A 24,325-nucleotide genomic window follows, 5' to 3' on the forward strand; every position below is an offset into this window, starting at 1 on the left:
TCATCCCTTCCGCGTGAATTCCATGCGTTTATTGCCCAATTCCAGGTACCCGGAATCCATGACCTTCGGGATGATGTAAGTTCCGTCACGGAGTTCGTAGTTGACCAGGTTCGGTTTGCCGTCCTTCATGTCGTACACGCTGAACTTTTCCGGTGCCGCAGTTTTGATGTACGTGAACTTGTCATCGTGAAAGATCGACAGCACATCGAACGGCGCTTCATTCGGATGGAAAGCGTAGTCGAATTTCAGGGCGAGCGGATATGCGCTCTTGTATTCGTCCACGACCTGCGTGACATGCGCCTGGACTGCGGCGAGCTGCTCCTTCGATTGCTCGAGCTGAGCAGCAGGAACAAATTGTGCGGGCCCAGATGATGCGACAAGCGACGAATGATCGGCGGGCTCGATCAGGACCTTGAGATCAGGCGTTACTGAACTGTCCGACACATCCTGCAGTGTGAAGCTATAGATGTTGCCCTTGTCGGTAATGAGATTGAGATTTGTAGCGATTCCGGCCTTGGCCGGATGGACAAAGCAGAAGTTGCCCACCACGTCGACCACCCAGAACTCCTTGTCGCCTGTGGCGGCTTCCATGATCTTTTCCGAGGTCGGCACTTCAATCAGCGTCGTGTATTTGAGCTTTGCGTGAATTGGGACAATGTCCTGCGAGTGGACCTGGACGGTGCGCGCCGCCGGGTCCTGTGCTATCGCAAGGGATGACGCGAGAGCAATCATGAGTAGGGTTGAGAGAGGAAGTGAACGATTCATGCAACGGCTCCTTCGTGGTTGGAAGTGGAGATGCCGGCCGCCGTGCGTGGCCGGAAGGGATAGTCCTGGGCAAGTCGGAGTAAGCCTTCAGGGATACCGAAGCGCGCGAAGTATTCACGCTTGGTGAGGTTGTCGCGCGCGTTGTTGGTCGCCATCCAGTGCGAGACAGAATCAACGTTCAGTTGTACCTTCTTTGAGCTTTGTGCCTTCCGGATCAGCATTTGCCCCGGAGGAACCAGGCCGGCGATCAGTTCAAGCTCCGTGTCGTTCAGATGGAACGCTTCCCGATAGAGGTCGCGATCCATCTCCGGGTTGGCCAGAAAGATCTTCGTAGGGCAACTTTCCGAGACGATATGCAACATCCCGGATTCCTCCAGTTCCTTGACGGACTGGGTGGCGAGGATCATCGCAGCGTTATGCTTGCGCCAGGTCTTCTGTGCCTGGACGACGTAGTTGCGGATGGTCTCATTGCGGATGAAGAGCCATGCCTCGTCGAGGAGAAACGTCTTGAAGGTAGCGAGCCTGGTAGGATCGGTGATTTCGTTGCTTGCCCGGTGCAGAACGTAAAAGAGCAGTGGCTCGAGGACTTGAGGCGCGTCTCCCCAGCCAGCGAAGTTAAAGGTCTGGAATTGGCTGAACGAGAGCGTGTCTTCGGGGTTATCGAACAGGAACCCGTATTGCCCTTGCCGTGTCCAACGATGCAGCCGATCCTTAAGCTCGCCGAGAATGTTTGCAAAGTTCGAGACCGTGCGTTGTTCCGGTTCGAGAACGTAAACGCGTTCGATTCCGTCCCAGAGCTTGCGTTCGTCCCTGTAATCGAGCCGATGCCGCGCATCATTTCCCTCTATCAGAGTTCGGAAGAAGGCAAACAAGAACTGCAGGTTCTCCTCTGTCCGTGGAAGCGAAAGCGGATTGATCGTGAAGTCGCGCGACTCGCGACCCACGTTCAGGTAGCTCCCGCCAAAGATCGTGGTCAGCGACTGGAAGCTGCCGCCAATATCGAATATGAACGTCAGCGGATCGTACTTTTGTGCATTCTGGAGCAGGAAGTTGCAGAGGTAGGATTTGCCGCTTCCGGTCATGCCCAGAATCAAGGTGTGGGCAACTTCGCCGTTGTGCAGGTTCAAAAAGTACGGCGTGCTGTTATCGGTTTCAAGAACCGCCAGGTACTCCGCACTGAGATGCTGGTTCCACTTCTCTCCCGGCAGAATTGTGAAGAGAAACGAAAGATCCGCGTAGTTTGAAGTGAGCAGTAACAAACGACGGAGATTCATCACGTAGTTACCGGGCACCGTGGCAAAGTAGGCGTTGAGCTGGTTGTAGGTTTCGATGAACAGGCTCCCATCGGCATTCGTAAACACGCCGGCAAACTCGCCCACCAGTCGATTGACTTCGTCTCTGTCACGACCGTAGAGAACAATGGTCAACGAGAACTCGCCAAGCGATTGCCCGTCGCCCAATGCGCGTAGACAGTCGCCGAGGTCTTCGATATCGGCCTGCTTCGATTCATCGACCAGCACATCGCGTGGGTTCGTCTTGATTGGATCGTTGCCCAACTGCGATATGAAGCCAGTTTTGGAGACGTTGAAGTGGCGACGGCGCTTGTTCACTTCCTTTCGCGCCTTATCAGCAGGGAGTTGTGTCCACTCCGTCACCACACAGAAGTTGCCCGGAATCTTGAGCAGCGCATCGAGGACCAGCGGTCTCGTCTCGGCGATAGCCTCTTTCATCGTCAGCACTCGTACGAAGTGATCGCCTACCCGCAGATGATCGCGCTCGGCCTCAATATCCGAGTTGACGACCTGATAGTCGAGAAACTGCGTGTACTTCGGATTCCCTGCAATGCGCCAGTCATCGTAGTTCAAGAGGCGGCGGAAGAACCTAAATTGGCCCCGCTGGTTCAAAATCTCTATTGGGATCAAATCACCCAGCTGTCGGACGAACGCCTCGACGCGCTGTTCTAGGAGAGCGCGGTCACTTTCAATCTCAGTACGCAGCAGGGTCTTCATGCCACCGCTTGCGAACTGGGCCCGGAATTCTTCGAATGCATGAGCGGGATTCTCGGCCAACCTGGAGAAGGCCGGCCCGATTCCTGTCTTTGCATGAGCTGTGCGAAGAAGAATGCAGTAGAAGATCTCAATCTGATAGAGATCGTCGCGCTTGGCCCGGAAGAACTCCCGCCGGTGATTCACTTCGGTCTGGACGACCGGGTCTTCATAGCTCGCGAACGGGATGTCTGGACGATTCGACTTGAACAAATACTGATAAACATGGAACCCAGGGCCGAACGATTTGAGGGCAGCTTCGAGCCGCTTGACCGCGTATTCTTGGCCGGTGTGATCCAGGCTCTCGTAATCGACTCCCGGAACACGGAGCACAACACCCAGGTCTCCACTCTTGGTCAGAAAGACCGTTTCACTCCAGGGTCCCAATAAATTGATGTGATCATTCAGAGCCGCGGACTCCCTCCACGCCTTGATGATCTTGTCGATGCGCATCATCAGCGGACCTCCACATGCGGCAGAGATTGCTTGGCCGCGTCATAACGTGCCCTGTACTTTTCCGATTTCGCCAGGATGCGAAGAAGAGCAGGATCGCTCCCGGTCACCCAGCACCCGAAAACAAACCCGCCTGCGAAGAGGAGCAACCCGGCGACTAGGCTGTTGAACAGATTGAAGGCGCCGACAGCCGCCACACAGACGAAGAAGAACAGCGTTCGTTCCACGCCGAGGTACGTGAGGGGCTTGTGCAGGCTCTTGTAGACTCGGTTTGCGCGCCGATGAGTAGTGTGTGTCTGCATCGTTGCCCCTCGCGTAGGCATTGGTTGATGGTTGAGGTTGTAGCTCTGAGAGAACACTGAGTTCAGATTCCCCAGAGCCAGGTCAGGACATTCGTGGCGAGAACAGCGATGCCAGTACCAGCGGCAACACCGGCGAGAGTCTTCTTCGCGCCGGGTTCGCCATGAGCGAACTGGTAGCCGCCAACAACAATGGCGATCAGGCTGGCGACTTTGGCAACCGTTCCGGTAAACAGGTTCTGCATGGCGGAAAAACCCGTGTCGAAGGGTGAGCCGCCCACTGCTTGCGCATGCGCGGCGGCCGGCACGAGCAGAAGAAGCAGGAAGATCGCTTTCGAGTCTTGCAATGGTCGAAAGTGCCTCCGCCATGCGGGCGAGAGATTCATTTGGTGTACCTCCGTTGCTATGAATTGGCCTCGATCGAGCAGGTCATGCCCAGAGATTGACGCGAAGCAGAATTCCTGTCCAATTCCTTTCAGGCCGTGTTTGATGCCCTCCAGCTATTAGTCCGGGGCCGCTTGGAAGTGATGGAAACCACGGGACGCTTGGCAGAGCGCACGGCGCGAGAAGATATTTTTCTTTTCTGCTCGAAATGCCGCAGGGAATTAGCAATCTCCGTTACGACCTTCTGTACCTGGATGGGAGCTCCCTGCCGGTATGCCAGAACGACCTGTACTGGCTCCAGGTTTGAAATTGGTGAGCATTGAAGATCCGGCGGCATTGCGTCACATGCCTCGCCGGGAAGGATTGCAATTCCGACTCCATCCTGGACGAGATCGAAAACGCCGTCGGACGATGGCACTTCCTCGACGATGTTCGGCTTGAACCCGACCTTCGCACACTGTTCGACGAGCCATCGATGCAGCGCTGGATGCGTCCGCTCCGAGCAAGGAACGATCAGTGGACGTGTTCGGAGATCGGTGAGAGCTATTTCTCCGGAGCCGTTCGCGCATTGGGCACGGGGAAAGACAGCATGCAGGCGCTCGAAACGGATTAGGAACTGTGCGAGATCGTCCCGGTCGAGCGGCCCTAATGTCAGGCCCGCATGGAACACACCACTTCCGATAGATTCGAATGTTTCCGACGAACTGGCCACCCGAAGTTCCAGGTGAAGGGCCGGAAACCGGAGCCTCTGAATCGATCGCGCTTGGCAGCGAAGGCGCGGGGCAACGAAAGCCGAGCAGCCAATCACCAAGGATGATGCGTTCTGGCGGGAGGTAAGTCGGCCCTCCTCCACCGCTCTGCCGTAGGCGCTGTCAATGTCTGCGAGTATGTCCCTCCCATGTTTTAGAAAGGCTCGCCCGGCACCTGTGACCTCCACGACGCGCCGATTTCGTCGGAAGAGCGCAAATCGAAGTTCGCTTTCGTATTCCAGGATCGTCCGGCTGAGGTAGGGTTGCGAGATGTTGAGTCGCCTTGCCGCCCTGCCGAAGTGCAGTTCGCGCGCCACGGCCAAGGCGAATACCAGTTTCTGGAGTGGGGGAGTAAGACTCATGAATTCACCGCCAAAGATGAAATGGTCCGTACCTAAGGGCAGGAGTAAGCCGATGCGCAAGTCTCTCTACCGACTAAAGGCACTTTCAATCGCCATTTGGGGCGCAGAGATCGAACTTTTTTTCGCGCACTTCTCCTTGCACGTGCTTACGGCCCCTCAGATCGCTTTTTGGAGCCGGAGAAGCCAATCTTTCATCGAGCACTGATGGAACTAGGCAGACGAGAGGAACAAAGCTGACTGTCCGAAAAACTGGCCTCTACATATAAAGCCTGTGGAAAACGTCGAAAACGGCCGCGCACACTGCATTTTTCATCGTTCATTCATGAGCGGCGTTTCTCGGCCACCGCGATGCCGTGTTTTTCGTATCTTGCGGATCGATTACTTGCCGCGTCGCTCAAGGGATGTCGGATTGCGTTTGGCCGGGGAAAATGGGCCTCGTGCGGCGATCAGGACCGAATGGCAGCTTGATACCCCGAACGGTTACTATACTGACTCAATCCGCTTTTACTGTCAATGTAGTGCTACATAAACATGTTTGCTGCCTAAACATGTTTGCCGAGATTGACCTACGGCATCTAGAAACTGTAATTTGCGTCTAATGGCGGACTTCGATGATCTCTATCGCGAATTGGGACGCAAGATCCGTCAGGCGAGAGAGCGTCAAGGCCAGAAGCTCAGCCAGGGAGCCCTTGCGCAGCGCCTGGGAATCAGCCGGGCGTCTATGGTCAACATCGAGGCGGGCCGGCAGCACGCTCCATTGCACCTGCTCTGGCAGATAGCCGAGCTCCTGGGATCCGATTTGACTTTGCTGATTCCCAGCCGCGACGAATTGCTCGCGACGTCAACCACGGTTGAGCTCGAAAAGACGATGATGAAGCAGATCGAAGATTTTGCCAAGGGAGACTCGGCGAGAATAAAGCTATTGACCGGATTCGCCAGCAAGCTGAACGCGACGATCGAAACACCACGAGCTGATAGGAAGTCGCATGAGCAGAGAAAACCTCGAAGCTAAGGCGGAAAAGACACTGCGTGACACCGACACCTTCCGTGTGCCCGTCGCCATCGACCTGGTCGCCCAGCGCCTGAATCTGACCATGGAAGCGGGCGCGCTCGGGGAAGATGTTTCGGGCATGCTGATTATCAGAGGCGAGCGTGGCGCTATAGGATACAACTCGGGTCATGCGCGAGTCCGCCAGCGGTTCACCATTTCACACGAAATCGCGCACTTCTTATTGCACGCCAAGCAAGGCGGGAAGCCACAATTGTTCATCGACCGTTACGTGGCGTTTCGTCGCGATGCCAGTTCATCGGCGGGAGTTGATCGAGACGAGGTGGAAGCCAACCAGCTGGGCGCAGCGTTGCTAATGCCGAAGAAGCTGGTCCAGCAGGAAATTCGAAACAACGAACTCAATCTCGACGATGAAGATGCCATAAGCATGCTGGCGAAGCGATTCCAGGTGAGCAGTGCAGCAATGACGAACAGGCTAACGAATCTGGGGATACTCCGTTAGCCGGGCAATCGACTCCTAGTTGTGGCAGTCGGCGTGATATAAGGCGGTGGTGGACACCGAGCCTTGCGCACTGAGAAGAAGCGACCTTGCTGCGGATCGCTTCGCAGCTTGCCCGAGGTTGCCCTTGCGACTGATCGTTTTGCGCACCGGGGCAACCTGGTCATGATTTCCCGGGGTCCCACTGTAATTGAGATCCTTGCCATTGATGCTTCCGCCGCATAATCTTAAGTGATCAATTTTCTTCGGGCTCTCTAGGAGGAATAATGGCAGACAAGAAAGTAGTCTTCATTGCATTTGCTATCGAAGATGAAAGACAGAGAGATTTCTTGAAGGGGCAATCTCTGCATCCAAGGGCCCCCTTCGAGTTTATCGATATGTCGGTCAAGCAACCTTACGACAAGGATTGGAAAGACCGTGTTCGGACGCGAATCAAGCGCTGCGACGGAGTCATCGTTCTAGTGAGCAAGAATTCCTTGACTTCCAGCGGTCAGAAATGGGAGATTCAATGCGCCAAGGAAGAGAAGAAGCGGTTGCGAGGTATCTACGCTTACTCAGATGATCGAACGAATCTGGAAGGTGTAAACACGTTCGCCTGGAACGACAAAAACATAAGCGACTTCATTGATTTGCTATAGGTTAACGGATGTGCAAAACTTCAACTGTCGAAAACGATCATTACGACCTCATAGTCCAGGCAAACGGACGCGATTAGAAGCACCGCCGGGCTACAAATCTTCTTTATAGAGGGGGTTTTGCTCATCTCCATCTTGAAAATATGCAGCAGATGCGTTCGGCCCGTCCAACTGGATCATCGCGTACCCATGTTGATAGAAGTCCCCCCGCCTTGCCAAACTCACCGTCTTGCACGGAACATCGGCGTTCACATGAACGGAAGGGAGTTCTTCCTTTCCTACTGGGAAAGCGCCGCAGCCAATGCATCGTGCACGGCGTAGATTCATGTAAGGTTCGTAGATGACGAGATTGTGCTCATGCCCCCACAACCAGATATCCACATTACCCAACACTGACGCGACCTGCTTGTACAGAGGAATGTTAAAACTCTGCCCGACGAACTTCTCATCTGCTGAAAATAGCTGATGATGTGAGAGGAGGATAGTCTTTCGATTGCCTCGGTTTTCAATTTTGTCCACTAGCCATTCTGCCTCGCTCTCTTTAAGGGTGGTTGGATCCACACCAAACTTGGCATTCACGCCTGTATCGATCCCAATAACCTGCCAATATTTATTTCGAAGACAGAAGTAACTTGCCGGCTGAGCTAGTTGGTCTAGGAGACTGTAATAGGCCATCCCCCCGGAATACATGTCGTGATTGCCTGCAAGAGAAAAGCTGCGCGGATTTCCAGCTGCGCCTAAAATACTTCGCCAAGGTCGATAAAAATAGTTCTGAACTTCGAACTCAGTGCCAGCGTAATAAATGTCACCCAGATGTATGACGATGTTGGGATTTTTTTTCGCGACTTGCTGCAAAACAATCCGAGCCTCGCCTTGTCCAGTCCCCCAGTCAGCTACTAATCCGATTAAGGCTGCTTCCGGCAGGTCTTCGATTACGAAATCAGAGAGATCTACGTGAGTGCGGTATGGAATGTGGGAACCGCTCGTCAGGAATTTGGCATAAAGGATCGCAGCGTCCGCGTAGCGGGAATCGCAGCTGCCAAACTTCTCCATTAACTCGTTCCTGGCTTCGTTTTCATCGAAGGGGTAGCCCAAGACCAAATTCTTGATGAAAGTGCTTGCCGCCTTGAATGCCAAGTTTGAACAACGGCCGACAACTTGCATGACCCCCTTTTCGAGTTCTTGTTCCGGGACATGATTGTCGAGCGCAGCACAGAAGTCCGCTGTATCGCGCACCAGAGGTTCTCGCTGGTCAGGGCGATCAAAGACTGCGATGCCGGTCGCAGATTTCTTCAATTCCCTCTGACTAGCGGATACTACGGCTTCGTCGATCGCCGATTGCCACAACGACAACCTAGGATCTCTAAATTGCTTAATCATGAGAGCCTCACACGAATCCAATTGCCATAGGTCAAACGGGAAATTATCATACCATTTGCCAATGATAAGGCCTCGAAACGCGAGACTAGATTAACAATGCCAAGCCGTGCGCTGTTAGTGGGGATTGACGACTACGAATACGTGACTGCTTTAAAGGGTTGCCGCCAAGATGCCGCGGACATGGCTGCTCTCCTTGAAAGAAATGACGACGGAAGCAGAAACTACGAATGCAGAGTGTTGCCAAATAGCGATAGCCCCCGCGTGTCGCGAATAACCTTACGCAAGGAATGGTTGCGGCTCTTCAACAACTTCGACGGTCATATCGCCTTTTATTTCTCTGGCCACGGAGTGTTTTCGGAGTTCGGGGGCTACCTAATGACTCAAGATGCTTCCCAGGATGACCCGGGTCTGGCGATGTATGAGTTGTTGCAACTTGCTAACGATTCGAGTGCCTCAGAAGTGCTCCTGATCCTGGACTGTTGCAATAGCGGAGCAGCCGGGAATTTACCGCCGCAGAGATTCGGAATGATGAACCAAGCGCAAATCCGCGAAGGAGTGACGATTCTGGCGGCGTCTCGTCCGACCGAAATCGCCGTCATTTCCAAGGGGCGTTCTATATTTACATCCTTGCTTCTGACCGCCTTGAAAGGCGCGGCCGCGGATATTCGTGGCCACGTTTCTGCTGCGTCAATCTATGCGTTCGTAGAGCAGTCGCTAGGAGCCTTTGACCAACGGCCACTTTACAAGTCCTATGCCGTGCGTCTATCTCCAGTTCGACGCTGTAACCCCGAGGTGCCCGATCAGTTGTTACGTGAACTTGTTTCTTTCTTTCCAACGCCGGAATACAGATTTCGATTGAATAAGACATACGAACACACTGATCCCAGTGCGATCCCAGAGCACGTGCAGGTTTTCGACAAGTTCAAGATCTTTCGCAATGCTCGCTTGCTCAAGCCGGTGGAGCATCCTGACCTCTTTTTTGCTGCCATGAATGAAGGACATGTCGAACTCACCGTGCAAGGCAAGGCTTATCGCGGTCTTGCCGAAGACCGGCGCATATAAGGGGCCGCTAGTGATCACAGTAGGCGTCACCGGACATCAAAGGCTGAAGAACTCCAATGACTGGATTTGGGTCCGCAACGAGCTCGAGTCTTCCCTCGCTGGGTTTTCTCGTCCCTGGCTTGGAATCAGTTCCCTAGCAATCGGAACCGATCAACTATTCGCGGAACTGGTTCTCGAAAGTGGCAATCCGCTGAAGGTGGTTGTGCCCAACGAGGAATACCACAAGAGTTTTCACACCGGTCCGGAACGCGAACACTATCTGAAGATATTGAACCAGGCGACAGAGGTTGTTACATTGACCGGAGCGTCCTCAGCTGAGGAATCCTACTTAAGAGCGGGAAAGATGGTTGTTGACGAATCGGACCTGATATTAGCCGTGTGGGACGGACGGCCATCAAAGGGCCTAGGTGGCACAGGCGACATCGTCGCATATGCCATTTCATCGAGGAAGAAAGTCATTCATCTGAATCCAATATCACACTCGCATGAGAAGAAATAGTCATGCCATCACCGGTACACTCAGTGTGAACGCTAAATCTCCGTGCGCCGAATCACGGCAGCAGCCCTGAGTTTTGCAGAAGCGGCCAGAAGCTAGCTTCTCACTACCTTGACGTTCCTTATTTGAATGCCGATTCGGGGCATGGATTGGACGAAGCTCTTCCATCAGGAGTGGAAAATGGGGCTACTAAACGAGTCGCAGCTGAGGAATTTGGCAAGATCTCAAAGGGGCCACGCCAGAGATTCGGCGGACGCCCTGTCAAAATCACTAATAAAAGCTTCGTCCCTTTCATCGTTTGATATTTTTCTCTCTCACAGCCATCTTGATCCGGAACTCATTGACGGAGCGATTAGATTCTTGGATGAGCTTCGATACTCCGTTTACGTGGACTGGAAAGTTGATCCCGCCCCCGAAAGCGTGACTAAAAAGGCAGCGGAACAAGTAAGAAAGAGATTACGCCAAAGCAAGGCCCTGTTCTTCGCATCAACGGACGGATCCAGAAGTTCCCGATGGATGCCATGGGAGCTTGGGTATATGGACGGCAGGAACGGCAAGTGCGCAATTCTGCCGATTGCTGCGTATGACACGAATAGCAACTCCTATGAGGGACGGGAATACTTGGGAATTTACCCATATGTGACTAGTTCAAAGGACAAAAAGGGGAGGCGGCGGCTTTGGGTCCGGGAGGATTCTGAAACCTATGTGTCCTTCGACGATTGGATCACCGGTACGGCACCATACGTACACGGCTGATTGGAGTGAGCATCGCTGTTAGCTTTACCATCGTCATCCCGTGGGCAGATTCTACGGCGGATGCGCTGGCAATAGCGGCTACCCTTATTTTTCGAGATTCTCCTGGCTCCTACCCTACAGCAACTGCGCCCACCAAGGACATCACATAGAGGAGAATGGAGTCAGAACTGTCTACCTTTGAGCCGGTGATTATTCCGGATTGTCCAAATCCGTATATCAAAGGCGAGGAGTACAACTCTGGCGCGCAGGGCTATCTAGCTCTTGCATTCGAGAGTGGTCATTTGGGCTTTTCGGAGTTCTGCGGCGACTCCCGGTCACTGTTCATAAGCTGATCACGTCACTTTCACCGTGCAATCTCTACCAATGCTAGCCAATTCTTTGAATCTGGCGAAACACCTGCAACAACTTCCATTTGAACGCGAGTCGTCCGCGAAAACTACGCTCGTATCGAATCAGGCGCGGGGGTTCGCCGGTCGTTTCGCCACTCGATGTGGGTCGAGAAGGAAGAAGACGAACCACGTTTTCAAAGCATGACGTTTCTACGATGAAGATTATGCGGCAAGAAGGAAGGTGGTTGAAGCATCGCTCGATTTCCCAGATTATGTCCTCCGTCAATTTGGTAACGTCAACTACTGCAACGTCCGACTCAGCGATTAAGGTGTCGACCTCGGTCTTCCAGTCGGAGCTCACAATATATGGGATCATCGAATTAAGCGCCGCCACCACATCTAGTCTTACGGCAAAAGGAATGGATCTGAGTCTAGCCTTCCTGAAACTGGAATCTTCTACAGTGATACCGCCCCCTACGCTGCCAAGAACCGGAAGAATGGCGTTCTTTGCGTATTCGGACGAGGTCGCTTGAAATGGCCGCAGTAGTATCGATTGAAATTGTCTATTGTCTTTAGCTTTGTAGATACGAATAAACCTGACGAGAAGCCAAACAGCTGCGAGCATTGCGATCTGTGGCCCAGGGGTGTATTTCACCCAATTGTGTAATGCAAACCACATCACCGGTGTGAACACTAAGCCTAACGTCACGAAATAGCTAAGGCCTGTCGCATATGCCAGCAGAAAACTACAGCGGATCGCAGGCATTCGTAACCTTCGCATTGTCCTAAGACCGCGTAGGTTGTAGGATCGCGGAGTGCGATCACCTGGGAGACTCCCGGCATCAGCGGCCTCCTGCGCAACTTCATCAATATCATCTCCATGGATCTCGGTAAACGTCTTAATGACCCTTTTGCTCAGACTTAATGCGGCGAACCTACACACCGTCTTGAGCCATAGTGCTAAAGCCATTGCCAGTGCGCCCCACAGCCACCACCTAAACAAAAGTAGAAGACAGATAGCAAGGGCGGAGATCCCGATGCAGACTGTCCACGTAAATGCGGCCACCGAATGGCTGGAGAAGACATGATTTAAACGGGAAAGTTCAAAGATGGTGAAATTCCGCCGTTTCGCGTTGTGCCACCAGTACAACCATGCTCGCTCCATTGACGGGAACAGGTGTTTCGGAAACCAAGCTAGCGCAATGGCGGGGAGCGCGACGAATATGGCCAAAGCGGCTGTGGCACGCCACAGCATAGACAGAGGCAGCATCAATGCGCTCAGGGAAACAAGCGCACCGATCAGAAGTAAGGTCTCAAGCACTAGCCAAGTCGAAAGAAATAGCAGTGAGACGACGAGGCGGACGGCTTTGTGCGGTGGGTAGTCAACAGAAACCTTATCCGTACCTAGGAGTTCCTGACAATAATCTGGCTCGGGGTTCTTGAGAATCGCGTCGAGAGACGCATGGACTTCGCTTTCAAAAGGATTCATACAGGATATCCTTCTTGCGCAGAATCAATTCAGAAGACTGCGTTCTCGTCGCGGCTGGTGCGAACTTCCCTACACCAGAGCCCTCGTCTAGGTTCCAAGGAAATTTCCACCAGCCCTTCTTCGCACTGATTAAATGAAAGCTGCCCGATAGGTTGATTTAGGCTCCCTTCAAAGTTCACGATACATTGAAGACCCTTCCCGGCTCGTCCACCGAGTCGCGGCAACTACTCAAATCGGGAAATGGCCAAAACTCTCAAAGTCTAGTCTGGAGCCTTCGAGAAATCTGTTAGCGAAAATTGTGATCAAGAAATTCTTCGTGACTCTCCGATACGTGTGGAGTCGAGTGACTCTCTCGGGTGGCCAAGCGCCCCCAATTTATGCCTTACAGGCATCACAGCTGACCAAAAAGGTCTTGGACAGATCAGAAAAACGCAGCCATCATCGCGTCATTGGAGGTCACAATGACGTACACATTCCCATCCCGCAATTCTCAAGTTCCAGCTCAACCCCGCTTCCCTGTCACCGAATTTGAGCCGTTGCTCGATTCCGTCGAAGCCGCTGCTCTTCTTCGCATTCATCCAAAGACGCTTCAGAAGATGGCCCGCCGCGGACAAATCCTCGGCCGCCATGTCGGGAAGGTCTGGCGTTTTCGCGTCTCGGATCTGAACGATTGGCTGTGGCGCCAGGATCACGCAATGTCCGGAGCTTCCGCTGACTGAGTCGCCTCGGCCCTTTCGATGCAAGTTGGAGTTCAGTTCGACGGCGTTGTTGGTGCAATCCCTGAAGAGATGGCCGCGAAAGCTCCTGTGAGTGGTATTGGCGAACTTTCTGCACTGGGAATCGAGTGGGACATTGGTCCAGAGGGCGTCTGCCGTTTGGTATCCCGCGCTTCTGCTCGGTCACTGCTTCGGGGCAATGCCGGCGCCCGGCGGCGACTTGCTCTTCTGCTTCGATTGCATCGCCCTGCGGGTTACGGTTTCCGGACGAAATCTTGTTCGCAGAGTACAGCGAAAAGATTTCTCCGGAGCCTCCGTAAATGCAGAGCTTCGGCCTTGGGAGCCGGGCCCCCTCGCTTGGCTTCGCTGGGTGTGACCCGAGCAGGTTCGGGAAATTCAACAAACGGAGACGAAATCATGTACCAGAACAAAATCAACCTCATCGGATTCCTCGGCGGTGACGCAGAAGTACGCAACGCCAACAACCGCAGCTTCACAACGCTCTCACTCGCGACCAAATCCTCCTACAAGGACAAGAAGAGCGGCCAGTACGTCGCGCAGACCGAATGGCATCGCTGCGTCGTCTTCGGCAAGCTCGCCGAGTTTGCCGGAACGCTGACCAAGGGCGCGCACGTCCAGATCGAAGGCGAATTGCGCAGCCGGGAAATCGCAACCAAGAATTCCGACTTTAAACGGCGCATTTGGGAAATCCGCGTCGATTCGATCCTGAAGCTCGACCGGGCTGAGAAATCCGGCCCGGAGGACCAGGACACCGGGGAGGAACCGGCCGCTTAGGCCGGTCCTCCTCCACCGGAGGCACTCACAATGAGCTTTGATCTGATCCTTCCGTTCCTTCGGCCGATCGAGCTGCTTCTGCGCGACGAAAGCGTGAGCGAGATCATGGGTAATCCCGATGCGACCTGGTGGTACGAGCGTGATGGGATTGTCCGTCCGGAAGCGAGCATTCGATTCGACGCGGGCAAACTGCGAACGGGGCTCGAGGTGATCGCAAATCACCTCGGGAAGAAACTGGATGAAGACAATCCTCTCCTGCACGCGCAGCTGCCGGATGGCAGCCGCATCGCGGCAGTGATTCCGCCAGTTGTTCGGCCAGCTCCGGCGCTCACGATTCGGAAGTTCACGAGCCGCCGATTCACCATTGATGACCTCATCGCTCGCGGAACCTTGAGTACCTCGCTTGCGGGCTACTTAAGCGAACAGATCCGGGACGGCAAAACCATCCTTATTAGTGGCGGAACCGGAACCGGAAAAACGACCCTGCTGAACATTCTTGCCCAGGCAATTCCGGCAGGCGAGCGGATCGTAGTCATCGAGGATACGGCTGAGTTGCGCATCGAGAAGCCGAACGTTCTGGCTGCCGAATGCCAGACCGATACCTTCAAGTCCCGCATCTCCTTCGACGATCTTTTGAAGTCGTCTCTGCGCTGGCGTCCTGACCGGATTATTCTCGGAGAAGTCCGCGGAACCGAAGCACGAACGCTGCTCGATTCCTTCAATACAGGCCACGCCGGGTCGTTGGCCACAATCCACGCAAACTCTGCCGAAAAGGCCCTCCATCGCTTCGCCAATCTCGTGATGCGCAGCCACGCCCAGAGCACATTCTCCGATACCGAAGCTGAGATCGGAGAGGCCGTCGATTTCGTGGTCCACATCGAGCGCAAGCCGGGTTGCAGAGTTGTCCGCGAAGTTCTCGCCATTCGCGGCTATGACCGTGACGCGAAGCGATTCCTGATCGAGCCCGTCATAGAGGCAAACCATGCCGCATAGAGAACCGATCGACATCGGGATCGCCTGCGAATTCCTCCGCCGATCATTCGCTCCCAGCGAGACAATTGCGATCGTCCTTCGCCGCACTTCACCGGCCACAATCGTCCAGCGAATCGTCACATTGGAGCGCACGCTTCAGCCCTCGTATCTGGGCTGGCTGGCGCATGAAAACGCGACCGGAGCGAATGTCTATTTCGCCGCGAATCCCGTGGTTTTGGGTAGCCGAAAACGGACGAAAGAAGACATCGCTGAAGTCCGGCATCTGTACCTTGATCTGGACGCCATTGGAGAGGTGAAACTCGCCGCTCTAAGGACCTCGAATACGGTCCCAATTCCGACTGCAATCGTGTCCACATCGCCGGGCAAATACCAGGTGCTTTGGCGGGTCGAAAACATGACCTTTGAGCAGCAGGAAACCCTGCTCAAACTGCTAGCCATAACCTTCGGCGGCGACCCGGCTTGCACTGACTGCAATCGGGTACTTCGTCTCCCTGGTTTCCTGAACCAAAAGTATGCTCCGGCACACCTTGTAGCGGTCGAATACCCGACCCTATCAGTGTCGCATTCGGAGGACTTTAAGCTCGCTCATCCGGTCCCGAATAGGGAGCACTTCGGGAGGCCAATCGGACCACTAAAGCCGACCGGAAAGCACTCCCCTTCTGAGTCTGATTGGGCATGGATTCTCGGGGAATTAGCCCGCGGAAAGGACCCGCTTAAGCTGACTCGAACCCTAGCCGAAAGGCGCCCGGATAAGCCGAATCCGGAGTACTACGCCAAGCGAACTGTCGACGTTGCATCGGCCTGGCTCTGGCTGAAGGACGGCCTTCCCATAGCAGATGTCGTCACCATGCTTCAGGTTCGCCGGCGCTTCCAGATTCCCGACAAGCTCTGCTCTGCCCGCGCACATGAGATTGCGTTCACGGCGCAGCGCATGATCGCCCGCAAGAAGATCGCCTGATTTCAGGCCACCAAGGAGGTTCGCAGATGCCGTTGATTGAAGTCACCCAAAGCCAATACGTGAGGGCCACAATCCGCCTCGAATCGGCCACCGCAAGCCTGGTCGATCAATACGCCGCATTTGTCCACGGAATTGCCGACGATGTCGTGGACAAAGCACTCAACTATGTCTTCGCCAAGGACCGCGAGTTTCAGGAGTATCTGAAGTCCTCGCAGTCGGGGAAAGTGGTGCCGTCTCTGCGCGTGCGCAGACTCGGAGCCGAGCCCGTAGCCAGCGGAATGGCGACCGTCGTCGGGGTTGAGACGCGGCGTGAGCCGGTTCCAAAAGCTGCATCGGTGCCCGAAGAATCCCGTTCGGTGCTGCGCACCGGCTGAATCTCGACACGTCACCCCAGATTGGGTAGACGTTCGTATACGCCCGTCTACAAACGTCTACTTCCTCAATCACGCGGACTTAGCTAATTCGCCGTTTACGAACGTTTACGCAGCGTATACGGCGGAAATTGGAGGAAACGACATGCCCGGTGTACTGAAACCACACGGAACGGCGAGTAGCCTGGATCGCCCCGGCGCACGTGCGCGCATTCTCTCTGCCCGTTTCACACACGACGAATATTCCGAACTAGAGAAGCACGCCTGGTCGAAGGGGACGACGCTTGCTGACTGGGTGCACGAAAGCCTGATCGATGGAGCACGTGGCCAGCCTTCCGGACCTATGGAGATGCATATCTTCATTGAGCTTGTCGGAATTCAGATGCTGCTGATGGCGACGCTCGACCCGCTGTTGCGCGGCGAGACGAAAACACCGGATCAGCTGGCAAATCTGTTCCGCCAGATCCAGACAACCAAGGCTGCGAGAGCCCAGGAACTTCTCGCCAAACGCAGCCAGAAAAAGGAGACACAATAACATGCCTGCTGTTCAACACTGGGGAAGAAAAGAATCCCTCATCTGGCCTCCTCGTGGAAACTTCTATACGCTCGGTGCCTTCTTCGCTGCGCTTCTTGTGACGGGTTTGCTGATCTACACCCGTTATGAGTGGGCTCTCTCGCCGCTCGAACGCTACTACCTTCCGTACTACCTTCGGAGCGAGGCACTGGGGCAACTCCATCCAATGGACATCTACCAACTACTCTTCATTGCGGACCGAAAGTCGATTCGGCGAGCGGCACTCGACACCGACGTGGAACCCGGGACCACGTTGCAGGTTCGAGGCCGTCCGCTGCCACTGCAGTTGACCGACGAATTGGCCAAGAACGGTTCTTCTTTTCTTGTTCGTGGCCCATTCATGAGGTATTCCAACAAGGCGCTCCATGCCTGGCTTGCGCACTTTATCTATGGGGATATTCCCATTTACAAGCCCTTTGTGTCGCAACTCTGGATAGGGCTCGTCGTCTTCGGGTTGCTGCTCCCGATCTCCATCCCAAAAGACATCGAACGTCGCAAAGCGCTGCGCTATGGACGCCGTCTGAAGGGGCCATTTCTAGTAGACGCGAAGAGCTTCACGAAGTCCGTTTCCGGCAACGGAATCGGCATCACAACGAACGATTCCAAGTGTCCTTTACGCATTCCACGTGACGCAGAGAACAAGCATTTTTTGATCGTGGGCGATACCGGATCGGGCAAGTCCAGCATCATTCGCCAGATGCTCTATCAGGTCGACTCACGCGGGGACAGTGCGATCGTTTACGACCCGGCTTGCGAGTTTGTGAAGCAGTTTTACGACTCGCATCGCGGCGATATCGTGCTCAATCCGCTCGACGCAAGGATGCCGTACTGGAATCCGTCGAAGGAGCTGCGCCGCAAGGCTGAAGCGAAAGCCCTGGCCGTCTCGCTCTATCAGCCGGAGGGCGTGTCGAATCGGTTCTTCGTCGAGGCACCGCAGAAGATTTTCGCCCATCTTCTGACCTACCTGCCGACCCCGGCCGAGCTTGTACAGTGGATGTCGGACCCTGCCGAGATCGATCGACGAGTGAAAGGAACCGAGTATTGGGCGCTCATCGATCCCAAGGCTCCACAGCAACGGACTGGCGTCCTCGGGTCCTTAAATATGAGCGCCGACAGCTTTGGATTGCTGCCTAAGGAAGAGGACGCCACAACTGCGTGGACAGCCACAAAATGGGCTGAAACCCGTCGAGGATGGATCTTCATCACATCGCGTCCGACGATGCGCGAGGCACTCCGTCCGCTCATCAGCCTGTGGATCGACACGCTCGTTCTGCGTCTTCTGAACGAACCGATGCCGGATCAGAAACCAGTCTGGTTTGTAATCGACGAGTTGGCCAGTCTGCAGCGGTTACCGCAGCTTCACACTGCGATTACTGAAAACCGGAAATCGCAGAACCCGGTGATCCTCGGCTTCCAAGGACGAAGCCAGATGGAGGCGCGTTATGGCGACGATGCAGAGGCAATGCTCTCGCAGCCGGCGACCAAGATCTTCCTGCGCACCACAGAGCCGAAGGCGGCCAAATGGGTCAGCGAAGCCATCGGAGAAGTGGAAATTGAACGAATTCGCGAGACTCACTTTGATGGTTCAAGGACGGGTAAGAATTTCGCGCTCGACCGCCAGACCGAGCCGTTGGTTATGCCATCCGAGATCTCAGGCCTGGACGATCTGAGGGGCTTCCTCAAGTACGGCAACCACGTCGCCCGCTTCTCTTTCCCATTCATTTCGCTGCGGGAGAAGAGTCCAGGTTTCGATGAGCGCAAGATGGATGACCTGATCGTGCCGAGCTCCCCACCTCCGGTGGAATCCGAAGAAATCCAGGGGAATTTCCTATTCCCGGAGCAAGCCGAACAGACAGCCGAACACAACATGGAGTAGTTCGTCATGCTGACGATTTCGAAACCGCTCTCTGCCGGACAGGCACAGACCTATCACGCCAAAGAGTTCACGGCAAAAGAACAGAATTACTGGTCGCAGAAGGGCGAGATCAAGGGAGAATGGCAGGGCCAGCTTGCCGCCCGCTTCGGTCTGGCAGGTGTAGTTTCTGTGGCTGACTTTGCGCGGCTCAGCCAGGGTCAACACGCAGAAACAGGCGAGCAATTGGTCCGACAACATGTTTCCTACGAATACCAAGGGAAAGACGGCAAGACCGTGAAGACTATGGAGCACCGCGCGGGATGGGATGCCACGTTTTCCGCTCCGAAATCGGTTTCACTTACTGCGCTCGTCGGAGGCGACGATCGTGTCCGTGATGCACATCGCGAGAGCGTCCGAGTCGCGCTCGATCAGCTTGAGCACTATACCCAGGCACGGATCGGGGGCAACCACTCGCCCGAGACGACAGCGAAGTTTATCGCCGCGAAATTCGAGCATGACACTGCCCGGCCCGTCGACGGTTACGTCGCACCGCAACTTCACACGCATGCCGTCATCTTCAATATGACAGAGCGAGAAAACGGCCAGTATCGCGCGCTGCAGCCTCAGAGCCTGTTTGCCTCGCAGCAATTTGCTACAGCCGTGTACCAGTCGGAGCTCGCATACCGGTTGCGGGAGCTTGGCTACGAGATCACGACAGGAAAGAACAACGCGCCTGAAATCAGGGGTTACACGCAGGAATATCTTGATGCGTCGAGTCCGCGGAGTCAGCAGATTCGAACCTACCTCGAGCGCACCGGGTGGGCAGGTGCTGCGGCTGCACAGATTGCGGCGCACTCTACGAGAGACAACAAAGAGATCCACACGCCCGCCGAAGTAATGGCTGCGCACCGCAGACTAGCGGCTGAATTTGGCCACCAAGCCGAGGCTGTCGTTCGTGCAGCGCGGGAACGGCAACACCACCTGGAAAAGCCGGTTCAGACCGTGGACCGAGTTCGCGAGTCGCTCACATTTTCACGGGATAAGAACTTTGAACGTGAAGCGGTTGTCGATGAGCGTGCGCTCATCCGCGACGGCCTTCGGCGCAGCATGGGTGAAGCGACCTACTCTCAAGTACGAGTCAACCTTGATACCCGGCTCGCCAGCGGCGAATTTCAGGTGGTCCAGAATCCCGTGGGGTCACCAGCACGCCAGTTCACGACCGCGAAAACTATTCAGGCGGAGCGCGAAATCTTACAAAGAGTCACCCAGGGGAAAGGTCAGATAGAACCGACCCTTACTCGTCCTCAGGCTATCGCTCTCGCTGATCAACATCCGCATTTGAACCGTTCTCAAAAGAGCGTTTTGGAAGACGTGCTCAGCTGTCCCGATCGCATACAAGGGATTCAAGGATATGCAGGCACCGGCAAGACGACTACGCTCTCTGTTGTTCGTGAAGCCGCTGAAACTCAGGGATACACAGTCGAAGGATTCGCGCCGACGTCACGTGCGGCACGCCAGCTTGGCGAGTCTGGGATTGAAACTAGAACGCTGCAAGGGTTTCTGGTACGTGGAAATCAGCGCGAGGAGTCAGAGAAGAAGCAGTTCTATTTTGTCGACGAATCCAGCCTTGCGAGCACAAACCAGGTGCGCGCGTTTCTTAGCCGGCTCGGGCCGCATGACCGCGTACTGCTGATCGGGGATATACGCCAGCATCAGGGTGTCGAAGCTGGACGACCTTTCGAGCAGCTGCAACAGGCTGGCATGCGCACCGCGCATCTGGACGAAATCGTGCGTCAAAAAGATCCTGCACTGAAATCCGCGGTAGAGTGTCTCGCGAATGGCGATATCTCCGGTGCACTTGATTCGCTTCAGAAGCAGGGTCGAATTCGTGAAGTCCCTGATGCCGCCGAGCGAGTCCGGGAGATCGCCAGATGCTACGTCGATTCGCCCGACAAGACGCTCATCGTCTCTCCCGATAATGCCTCTCGCCGCGAGCTGAATGTGGCCGTCCGCGAAGAACTTAAGGCAAAAGGGACCCTTTCACTTGATGATCACAGCTTTAGAGTTCTGATTCAGCGTCAGGAGATGACAGGAGCCGAGCGTGCTTGGGCAAGCCAGTACGAATCTGGAGACGTGATCCGTTACTCACGTGGCAGCAAAACCATGGGTATTGAGCCGGGGAGCTACGCGACGGTTGTCGGTGTAGATCCATTCGCCAACTGTCTCTCCGTGCAACTGCCTTCGGGAGCCACCGCTACTTACGATGCACGCCGTCTCGCCGGCATCAATGTTTATCGCGCGATCGACCGGGAGTTTGCCGTCGGAGACCGGATTCAATTCACCGCGCCCGACAAATCGTTAGGTGTTGCAAACCGCGATCTCGCGACCATCGATTCAATCAGAGCCGATGGGAGAGTTTCTGCGCACCTCGACAAGGGTCGCCGAATCGAGTTCAACCCCGCAGTACACCAGCATTTTGATCACGGATATGCAGTGACGAGCCATAGCGCGCAAGGACTTACGGCCGAGCGCGTTCTCATTAACGCGGATACGAAAGTTCATCCCGATCTGCTCAACTCTCGATTCGGATATGTTGCCATCTCCCGCGCCACCCACGAGGCGACAATTTTGGCCGACGACGTGACTCGACTGGCACGTCAACTCGGAACGGAGGTCACCAAGACCGCCGCACTCGAAATCAACAAATCAACCTCAATGGGACACGGGCTCGGAATGGATTAATTCAGCGCCGATACATTCGTAGACATCCTTTACACAATTTGCAATTGCTTCAAAGAAGTTGGGCGTGCCACTGCGATCTTGGAGCCGTGAGAATTTGTCCGTTCAGATTCTGGAACGTTTGTAGTGAAGCTTTCCGGACTCCTCCATGAACTTCTTCTCGTGATTCCGAACGACTCTTGAGCTCGGTGCCATCTTGAGCGCCTCTTGGCAAAAGTCCAACGCCACCTTCGGCGATTTCGTCTTCGAAATGCCTTGGCAAACTGCTACAAAAGCGCGCTCCCAGACCGGTGATCCCACACAGCTTGAGTCCCGATACACTTTGTCATAGTATTGCTGAGCCTTCGAGGCATGACCTAAGATCTCGAGATTCTCCGCAATTTCGATGGCCAATGCACAATCAGACGATGCTTGATACGCCCGCTCAAGCCATGGAACAAGCTCCTCTCGGCTACTCTGGGTGTCATTCGGAACTAGCCTCACGAGACCAAGGGCAGCCTCTGCCATGACCGAGCGATTTGCCTGAGGTATCCCAATCACGCGATGATAGTCCTTTATCGCAGAAGAATAGGACATTTCCGTTTCGAACGCTCTGCCACGTAGGAATATACCTTCAGAACAGTCGGGCTCTCTCTCTAAGATCTCCTCATCAATGTACTTCCGAGTAGCGGCTGGCGAGACGCCGCGCTCAAGCATTTCGCGTACGGACCCTAATAGTACCGCAATTGAAGTGCCATTGAGCTCCTTTAGGCGCCGCCGAGCATTACGCTCGAAGTCGCCAAAAGTTCGAAGCCGCGCCTCCGCAAAGCTCTCCGTGAGTTTCAGAAGGCGATACACATTATCTCCACGACTCGGCGAATATTCGCGAATTACCAAGCTAAAGTTAACTAACTCTTCTAGTGCAGAAGTTACTGAGTCGGTTTCGCACTCGGTAACAACCGCCAACTCTCGCTCTATCGGAGCAATCCTGAAAATTGGAAGAGCGACCAAGCACCGTCGCGCAACATCACCTAAGAGATTGTATTCAAAGGTAAAGCAGAATTCGCAAAGGTTCGCAAGCGTCGGCTTCCCTTTGCGGTGATCCTCAATGAGCTGAGCCAAGTGAGCCGCATTCTTACTGCAGCTTATTATCCATTTAATTGCCAGAGGAACTTGACCGCTTATGTCGATAATCTGTCCGAGATTGGCATTAACAAGCGCCTCTAGGTGTTGCGCAGCCGCTTCTGCTCTTGCAAGGGTTTCAGCCTCGCCACGGCTCAAAGGTGGAACCTCGATGGGGAGTGCGGGTAAGTCCTGAGGAATATGCCTGGACGTTATTAGTGTCTTGCATCCTTGCGGCAGGTTACACAAGAATGTCGATATCCTGGAATCTCTGGTTTCGATTGTTTCGAAATTGTCGATAAACAGCAGGATCCTCTTATCAACTATCTCTCCTCTTGCAACTTTCTCGAGATCCTCTGTGTTCCCCGGCAAATCTCCTTCAAATTCGGAATTCAGCACTATTTGCCGAAGGAAGTTCTCAAAAGAAGTAATCTCCGGAGTAATTGCACTCCGGTCAAACGGTGTTAGCTGTTCCGACTTTCCTGACAACGAGATGATTCCGCCGAACACTTCACTCCATGGAGCCTCATTGGCGAGTTTTGTCGTAATCTCAGTCGCGACCGCGGTCTTTCCAACGCCCCCGACTCCCCTCAGCAGGATGATGTCCCACTTTCCGAAACTCAACTCATCGAGCGTACGGAGCACGATCGGTTGGCGAGTTTGCTCGCCAACGAATCCGGTCGACGCATAGTCTCCCAGGAACAGCCTGATTCCAGGTCGTGGGGAGAAAGTTCTAAGTTGATGTGATCCAACAATCACCTCTGGCTCTGGGGGGCTAAAGAGTTCGAGAAAATCTGAATCCGACACGGCGCGTTTGCGAGTGTCATTAGAGCGCAAGAACATCTCGCCTTCTTTAAACAATGTGCATTTCGTGCCCGCCTTGATAGCAATGCCCTTACGACGCGGAATGAGAAGCAGAGCAATAGACTTCCTAGAACCTCCAATTGCGGCCGGGATGCACGAATATCGGCAAAGGAACGTATTGCCGATATATCGCTTCAATTTTGAATTGATGAAGTTCGAGTCGATCTTGGTACCTTCATTCTCGTGAATCCCCAAAACCGAGAAATCATTCGTGATTCCGAAGACAAGGTACCCGCCTCTGGAATTGTGGAATGCGAGGACATCAGCGGCCAGCTCCGCGAGTTCCTTGGAATCATCAAGATCGGGCAAAGTGCGTTTGTAATCCCAATACTCGCTCTCAAAACGAAGCGTAACCTCTCCGCGTTCAAAGTCGATGAATTGTGACAGAACCTCTCGATCGAGAGCTTGTTTGGCAACTAGTTCTTGGACGGCTGCAAAACTCATCCGTGCATTCTCCACTCTGAGGAAGGTTATGGAGATTATTGTAGTCCCCAACCAGTCCTCGGCTCATCGTGGATCCTGTAGGAAGGTATCCATCGTTTTTCGCGGGTCCGGAGTCATTGACTCCGGACCGATGCAGACCCGTCGTGGGATCGATGGCGTTACGATGAATCTGCACTTCAGTAGTTTTCACTCGTTGTGTAATG

General features: G+C 54.4%; 22 protein-coding genes. 14 read left to right on the plus strand and 8 right to left on the minus strand.

Features of this window, described 5'->3' with window-relative positions; all coding sequences use genetic code 11:
- The 5 genes from WCA10_RS15340 to WCA10_RS15360 all read right to left on the minus strand — a co-directional run bounded on the left by WCA10_RS15340 (nt 1) and on the right by WCA10_RS15360 (nt 5,057).
- Nucleotides 1–765, minus strand: a complete 765-nt coding sequence (locus tag WCA10_RS15340; RefSeq protein WP_472823408.1) for a TrbG/VirB9 family P-type conjugative transfer protein — start codon at nt 763–765, stop codon at nt 1–3.
- Entirely contained in the window at nt 762–3,266 is a 2,505-nt protein-coding gene (locus tag WCA10_RS15345) for a TraG/VirB4 family ATPase (RefSeq protein WP_472823409.1), read from the minus strand. Before WCA10_RS15345 ends, WCA10_RS15340 begins: the two co-directional genes overlap by 4 nt.
- Nucleotides 3,266–3,565 (minus strand): VirB3 family type IV secretion system protein, encoded by a 300-nt coding sequence (locus WCA10_RS15350; RefSeq protein ID WP_472823410.1) that lies wholly within the window; start codon nt 3,563–3,565, stop codon nt 3,266–3,268. The genes WCA10_RS15345 and WCA10_RS15350 overlap by 1 nt, the downstream gene beginning before the upstream one ends.
- Before the next feature lie 62 nt (nt 3,566–3,627).
- Nucleotides 3,628–3,948: a TrbC/VirB2 family protein gene (locus WCA10_RS15355; protein ID WP_472823411.1), complete on the minus strand. Its 321-nt coding sequence runs from the start codon at nt 3,946–3,948 to the stop codon at nt 3,628–3,630.
- An 89-nt stretch (nt 3,949–4,037) separates the two neighbouring features.
- Nucleotides 4,038–5,057: a LysR family transcriptional regulator gene (locus WCA10_RS15360; RefSeq protein WP_472823412.1), complete on the minus strand. Its 1,020-nt coding sequence runs from the start codon at nt 5,055–5,057 to the stop codon at nt 4,038–4,040.
- Nucleotides 5,058–5,655: 598 nt separating this feature from the next.
- Between WCA10_RS15360 and WCA10_RS15365 the strand changes: the two genes are divergently transcribed.
- The 3 genes from WCA10_RS15365 to WCA10_RS15375 all read left to right on the plus strand — a co-directional run bounded on the left by WCA10_RS15365 (nt 5,656) and on the right by WCA10_RS15375 (nt 7,203).
- Complete coding sequence (locus tag WCA10_RS15365) at nt 5,656–6,069, plus strand: helix-turn-helix transcriptional regulator (protein WP_472823413.1); 414 nt, start codon at nt 5,656–5,658, stop codon at nt 6,067–6,069.
- Complete coding sequence (locus tag WCA10_RS15370; RefSeq protein ID WP_472823414.1) at nt 6,044–6,568, plus strand: ImmA/IrrE family metallo-endopeptidase; 525 nt, start codon at nt 6,044–6,046, stop codon at nt 6,566–6,568. The genes WCA10_RS15365 and WCA10_RS15370 overlap by 26 nt, the downstream gene beginning before the upstream one ends.
- Before the next feature lie 263 nt (nt 6,569–6,831).
- A complete protein-coding gene (locus tag WCA10_RS15375) occupies nt 6,832–7,203 on the plus strand; it encodes a TIR domain-containing protein (protein ID WP_472823415.1) in 372 nt (123 codons plus the stop codon).
- Nucleotides 7,204–7,293: 90 nt separating this feature from the next.
- Here WCA10_RS15375 and WCA10_RS15380 read toward each other — a convergent pair whose 3' ends face one another.
- Nucleotides 7,294–8,580: a metallophosphoesterase family protein gene (locus WCA10_RS15380; protein ID WP_472823416.1), complete on the minus strand. Its 1,287-nt coding sequence runs from the start codon at nt 8,578–8,580 to the stop codon at nt 7,294–7,296.
- A 96-nt stretch (nt 8,581–8,676) separates the two neighbouring features.
- Between WCA10_RS15380 and WCA10_RS15385 the strand changes: the two genes are divergently transcribed.
- The 3 genes from WCA10_RS15385 to WCA10_RS15395 all read left to right on the plus strand — a co-directional run bounded on the left by WCA10_RS15385 (nt 8,677) and on the right by WCA10_RS15395 (nt 10,894).
- Complete coding sequence (locus tag WCA10_RS15385) at nt 8,677–9,642, plus strand: caspase family protein (protein WP_472823417.1); 966 nt, start codon at nt 8,677–8,679, stop codon at nt 9,640–9,642.
- Nucleotides 9,643–9,652: 10 nt separating this feature from the next.
- Nucleotides 9,653–10,141 carry a hypothetical protein gene (locus WCA10_RS15390; protein ID WP_472823418.1) on the plus strand — a complete coding sequence of 163 codons (489 nt, stop codon included), beginning with the start codon at nt 9,653–9,655 and terminating at the stop codon, nt 10,139–10,141.
- A gap of 141 nt (nt 10,142–10,282) precedes the next feature.
- On the plus strand, nt 10,283–10,894 hold the full coding sequence (locus WCA10_RS15395) for a hypothetical protein (RefSeq protein WP_472823419.1): 612 nt from the start codon (nt 10,283–10,285) through the stop codon (nt 10,892–10,894).
- 366 nt (nt 10,895–11,260) lie between these two features.
- Here WCA10_RS15395 and WCA10_RS15400 read toward each other — a convergent pair whose 3' ends face one another.
- Nucleotides 11,261–12,712, minus strand: coding sequence for a hypothetical protein (locus WCA10_RS15400; protein ID WP_472823420.1), 1,452 nt, complete (start codon nt 12,710–12,712; stop codon nt 11,261–11,263).
- A 461-nt stretch (nt 12,713–13,173) separates the two neighbouring features.
- On the opposite strand from WCA10_RS15400, the gene WCA10_RS15405 reads away from it, so the two are divergent.
- The 8 genes from WCA10_RS15405 (at nt 13,174) to mobF (ending at nt 21,716) form a co-directional block, all read left to right on the plus strand.
- Nucleotides 13,174–13,431 carry a helix-turn-helix domain-containing protein gene (locus WCA10_RS15405; RefSeq protein WP_472823421.1) on the plus strand — a complete coding sequence of 86 codons (258 nt, stop codon included), beginning with the start codon at nt 13,174–13,176 and terminating at the stop codon, nt 13,429–13,431.
- Nucleotides 13,432–13,845: 414 nt separating this feature from the next.
- Nucleotides 13,846–14,223, plus strand: a complete 378-nt coding sequence (locus tag WCA10_RS15410) for a single-stranded DNA-binding protein (protein WP_472823422.1) — start codon at nt 13,846–13,848, stop codon at nt 14,221–14,223.
- A gap of 30 nt (nt 14,224–14,253) precedes the next feature.
- Entirely contained in the window at nt 14,254–15,216 is a 963-nt protein-coding gene (locus tag WCA10_RS15415; protein WP_472823423.1) for a CpaF family protein, read from the plus strand.
- The gene (locus WCA10_RS15420; protein ID WP_472823424.1) at nt 15,206–16,174 is read left to right on the plus strand and encodes a RepB family DNA primase; all 969 of its coding nucleotides are present in this window, start codon (nt 15,206–15,208) and stop codon (nt 16,172–16,174) included. Before WCA10_RS15415 ends, WCA10_RS15420 begins: the two co-directional genes overlap by 11 nt.
- 26 nt (nt 16,175–16,200) lie before the next feature.
- A complete protein-coding gene (locus WCA10_RS15425; RefSeq protein WP_472823425.1) occupies nt 16,201–16,548 on the plus strand; it encodes a hypothetical protein in 348 nt (115 codons plus the stop codon).
- 142 nt (nt 16,549–16,690) lie between these two features.
- A complete protein-coding gene (locus tag WCA10_RS15430) occupies nt 16,691–17,080 on the plus strand; it encodes a hypothetical protein (RefSeq protein WP_472823426.1) in 390 nt (129 codons plus the stop codon).
- 1 nt (nt 17,081) lies between these two features.
- Nucleotides 17,082–18,995, plus strand: coding sequence for a type IV secretion system DNA-binding domain-containing protein (locus tag WCA10_RS15435; protein WP_472823427.1), 1,914 nt, complete (start codon nt 17,082–17,084; stop codon nt 18,993–18,995).
- A 6-nt stretch (nt 18,996–19,001) separates the two neighbouring features.
- Nucleotides 19,002–21,716, plus strand: a complete 2,715-nt coding sequence (gene mobF / locus WCA10_RS15440) for a MobF family relaxase (protein ID WP_472823428.1) — start codon at nt 19,002–19,004, stop codon at nt 21,714–21,716.
- 102 nt (nt 21,717–21,818) lie between these two features.
- Here mobF and WCA10_RS15445 read toward each other — a convergent pair whose 3' ends face one another.
- Nucleotides 21,819–24,122, minus strand: a complete 2,304-nt coding sequence (locus tag WCA10_RS15445; RefSeq protein ID WP_472823429.1) for an RNA-binding domain-containing protein — start codon at nt 24,120–24,122, stop codon at nt 21,819–21,821.
- Nucleotides 24,123–24,325: the final 203 nt, after the last annotated feature.

The organism is Occallatibacter sp. (genome assembly GCF_049582745.1).
GTDB lineage: Bacteria > Acidobacteriota > Terriglobia > Terriglobales > Acidobacteriaceae > Telmatobacter.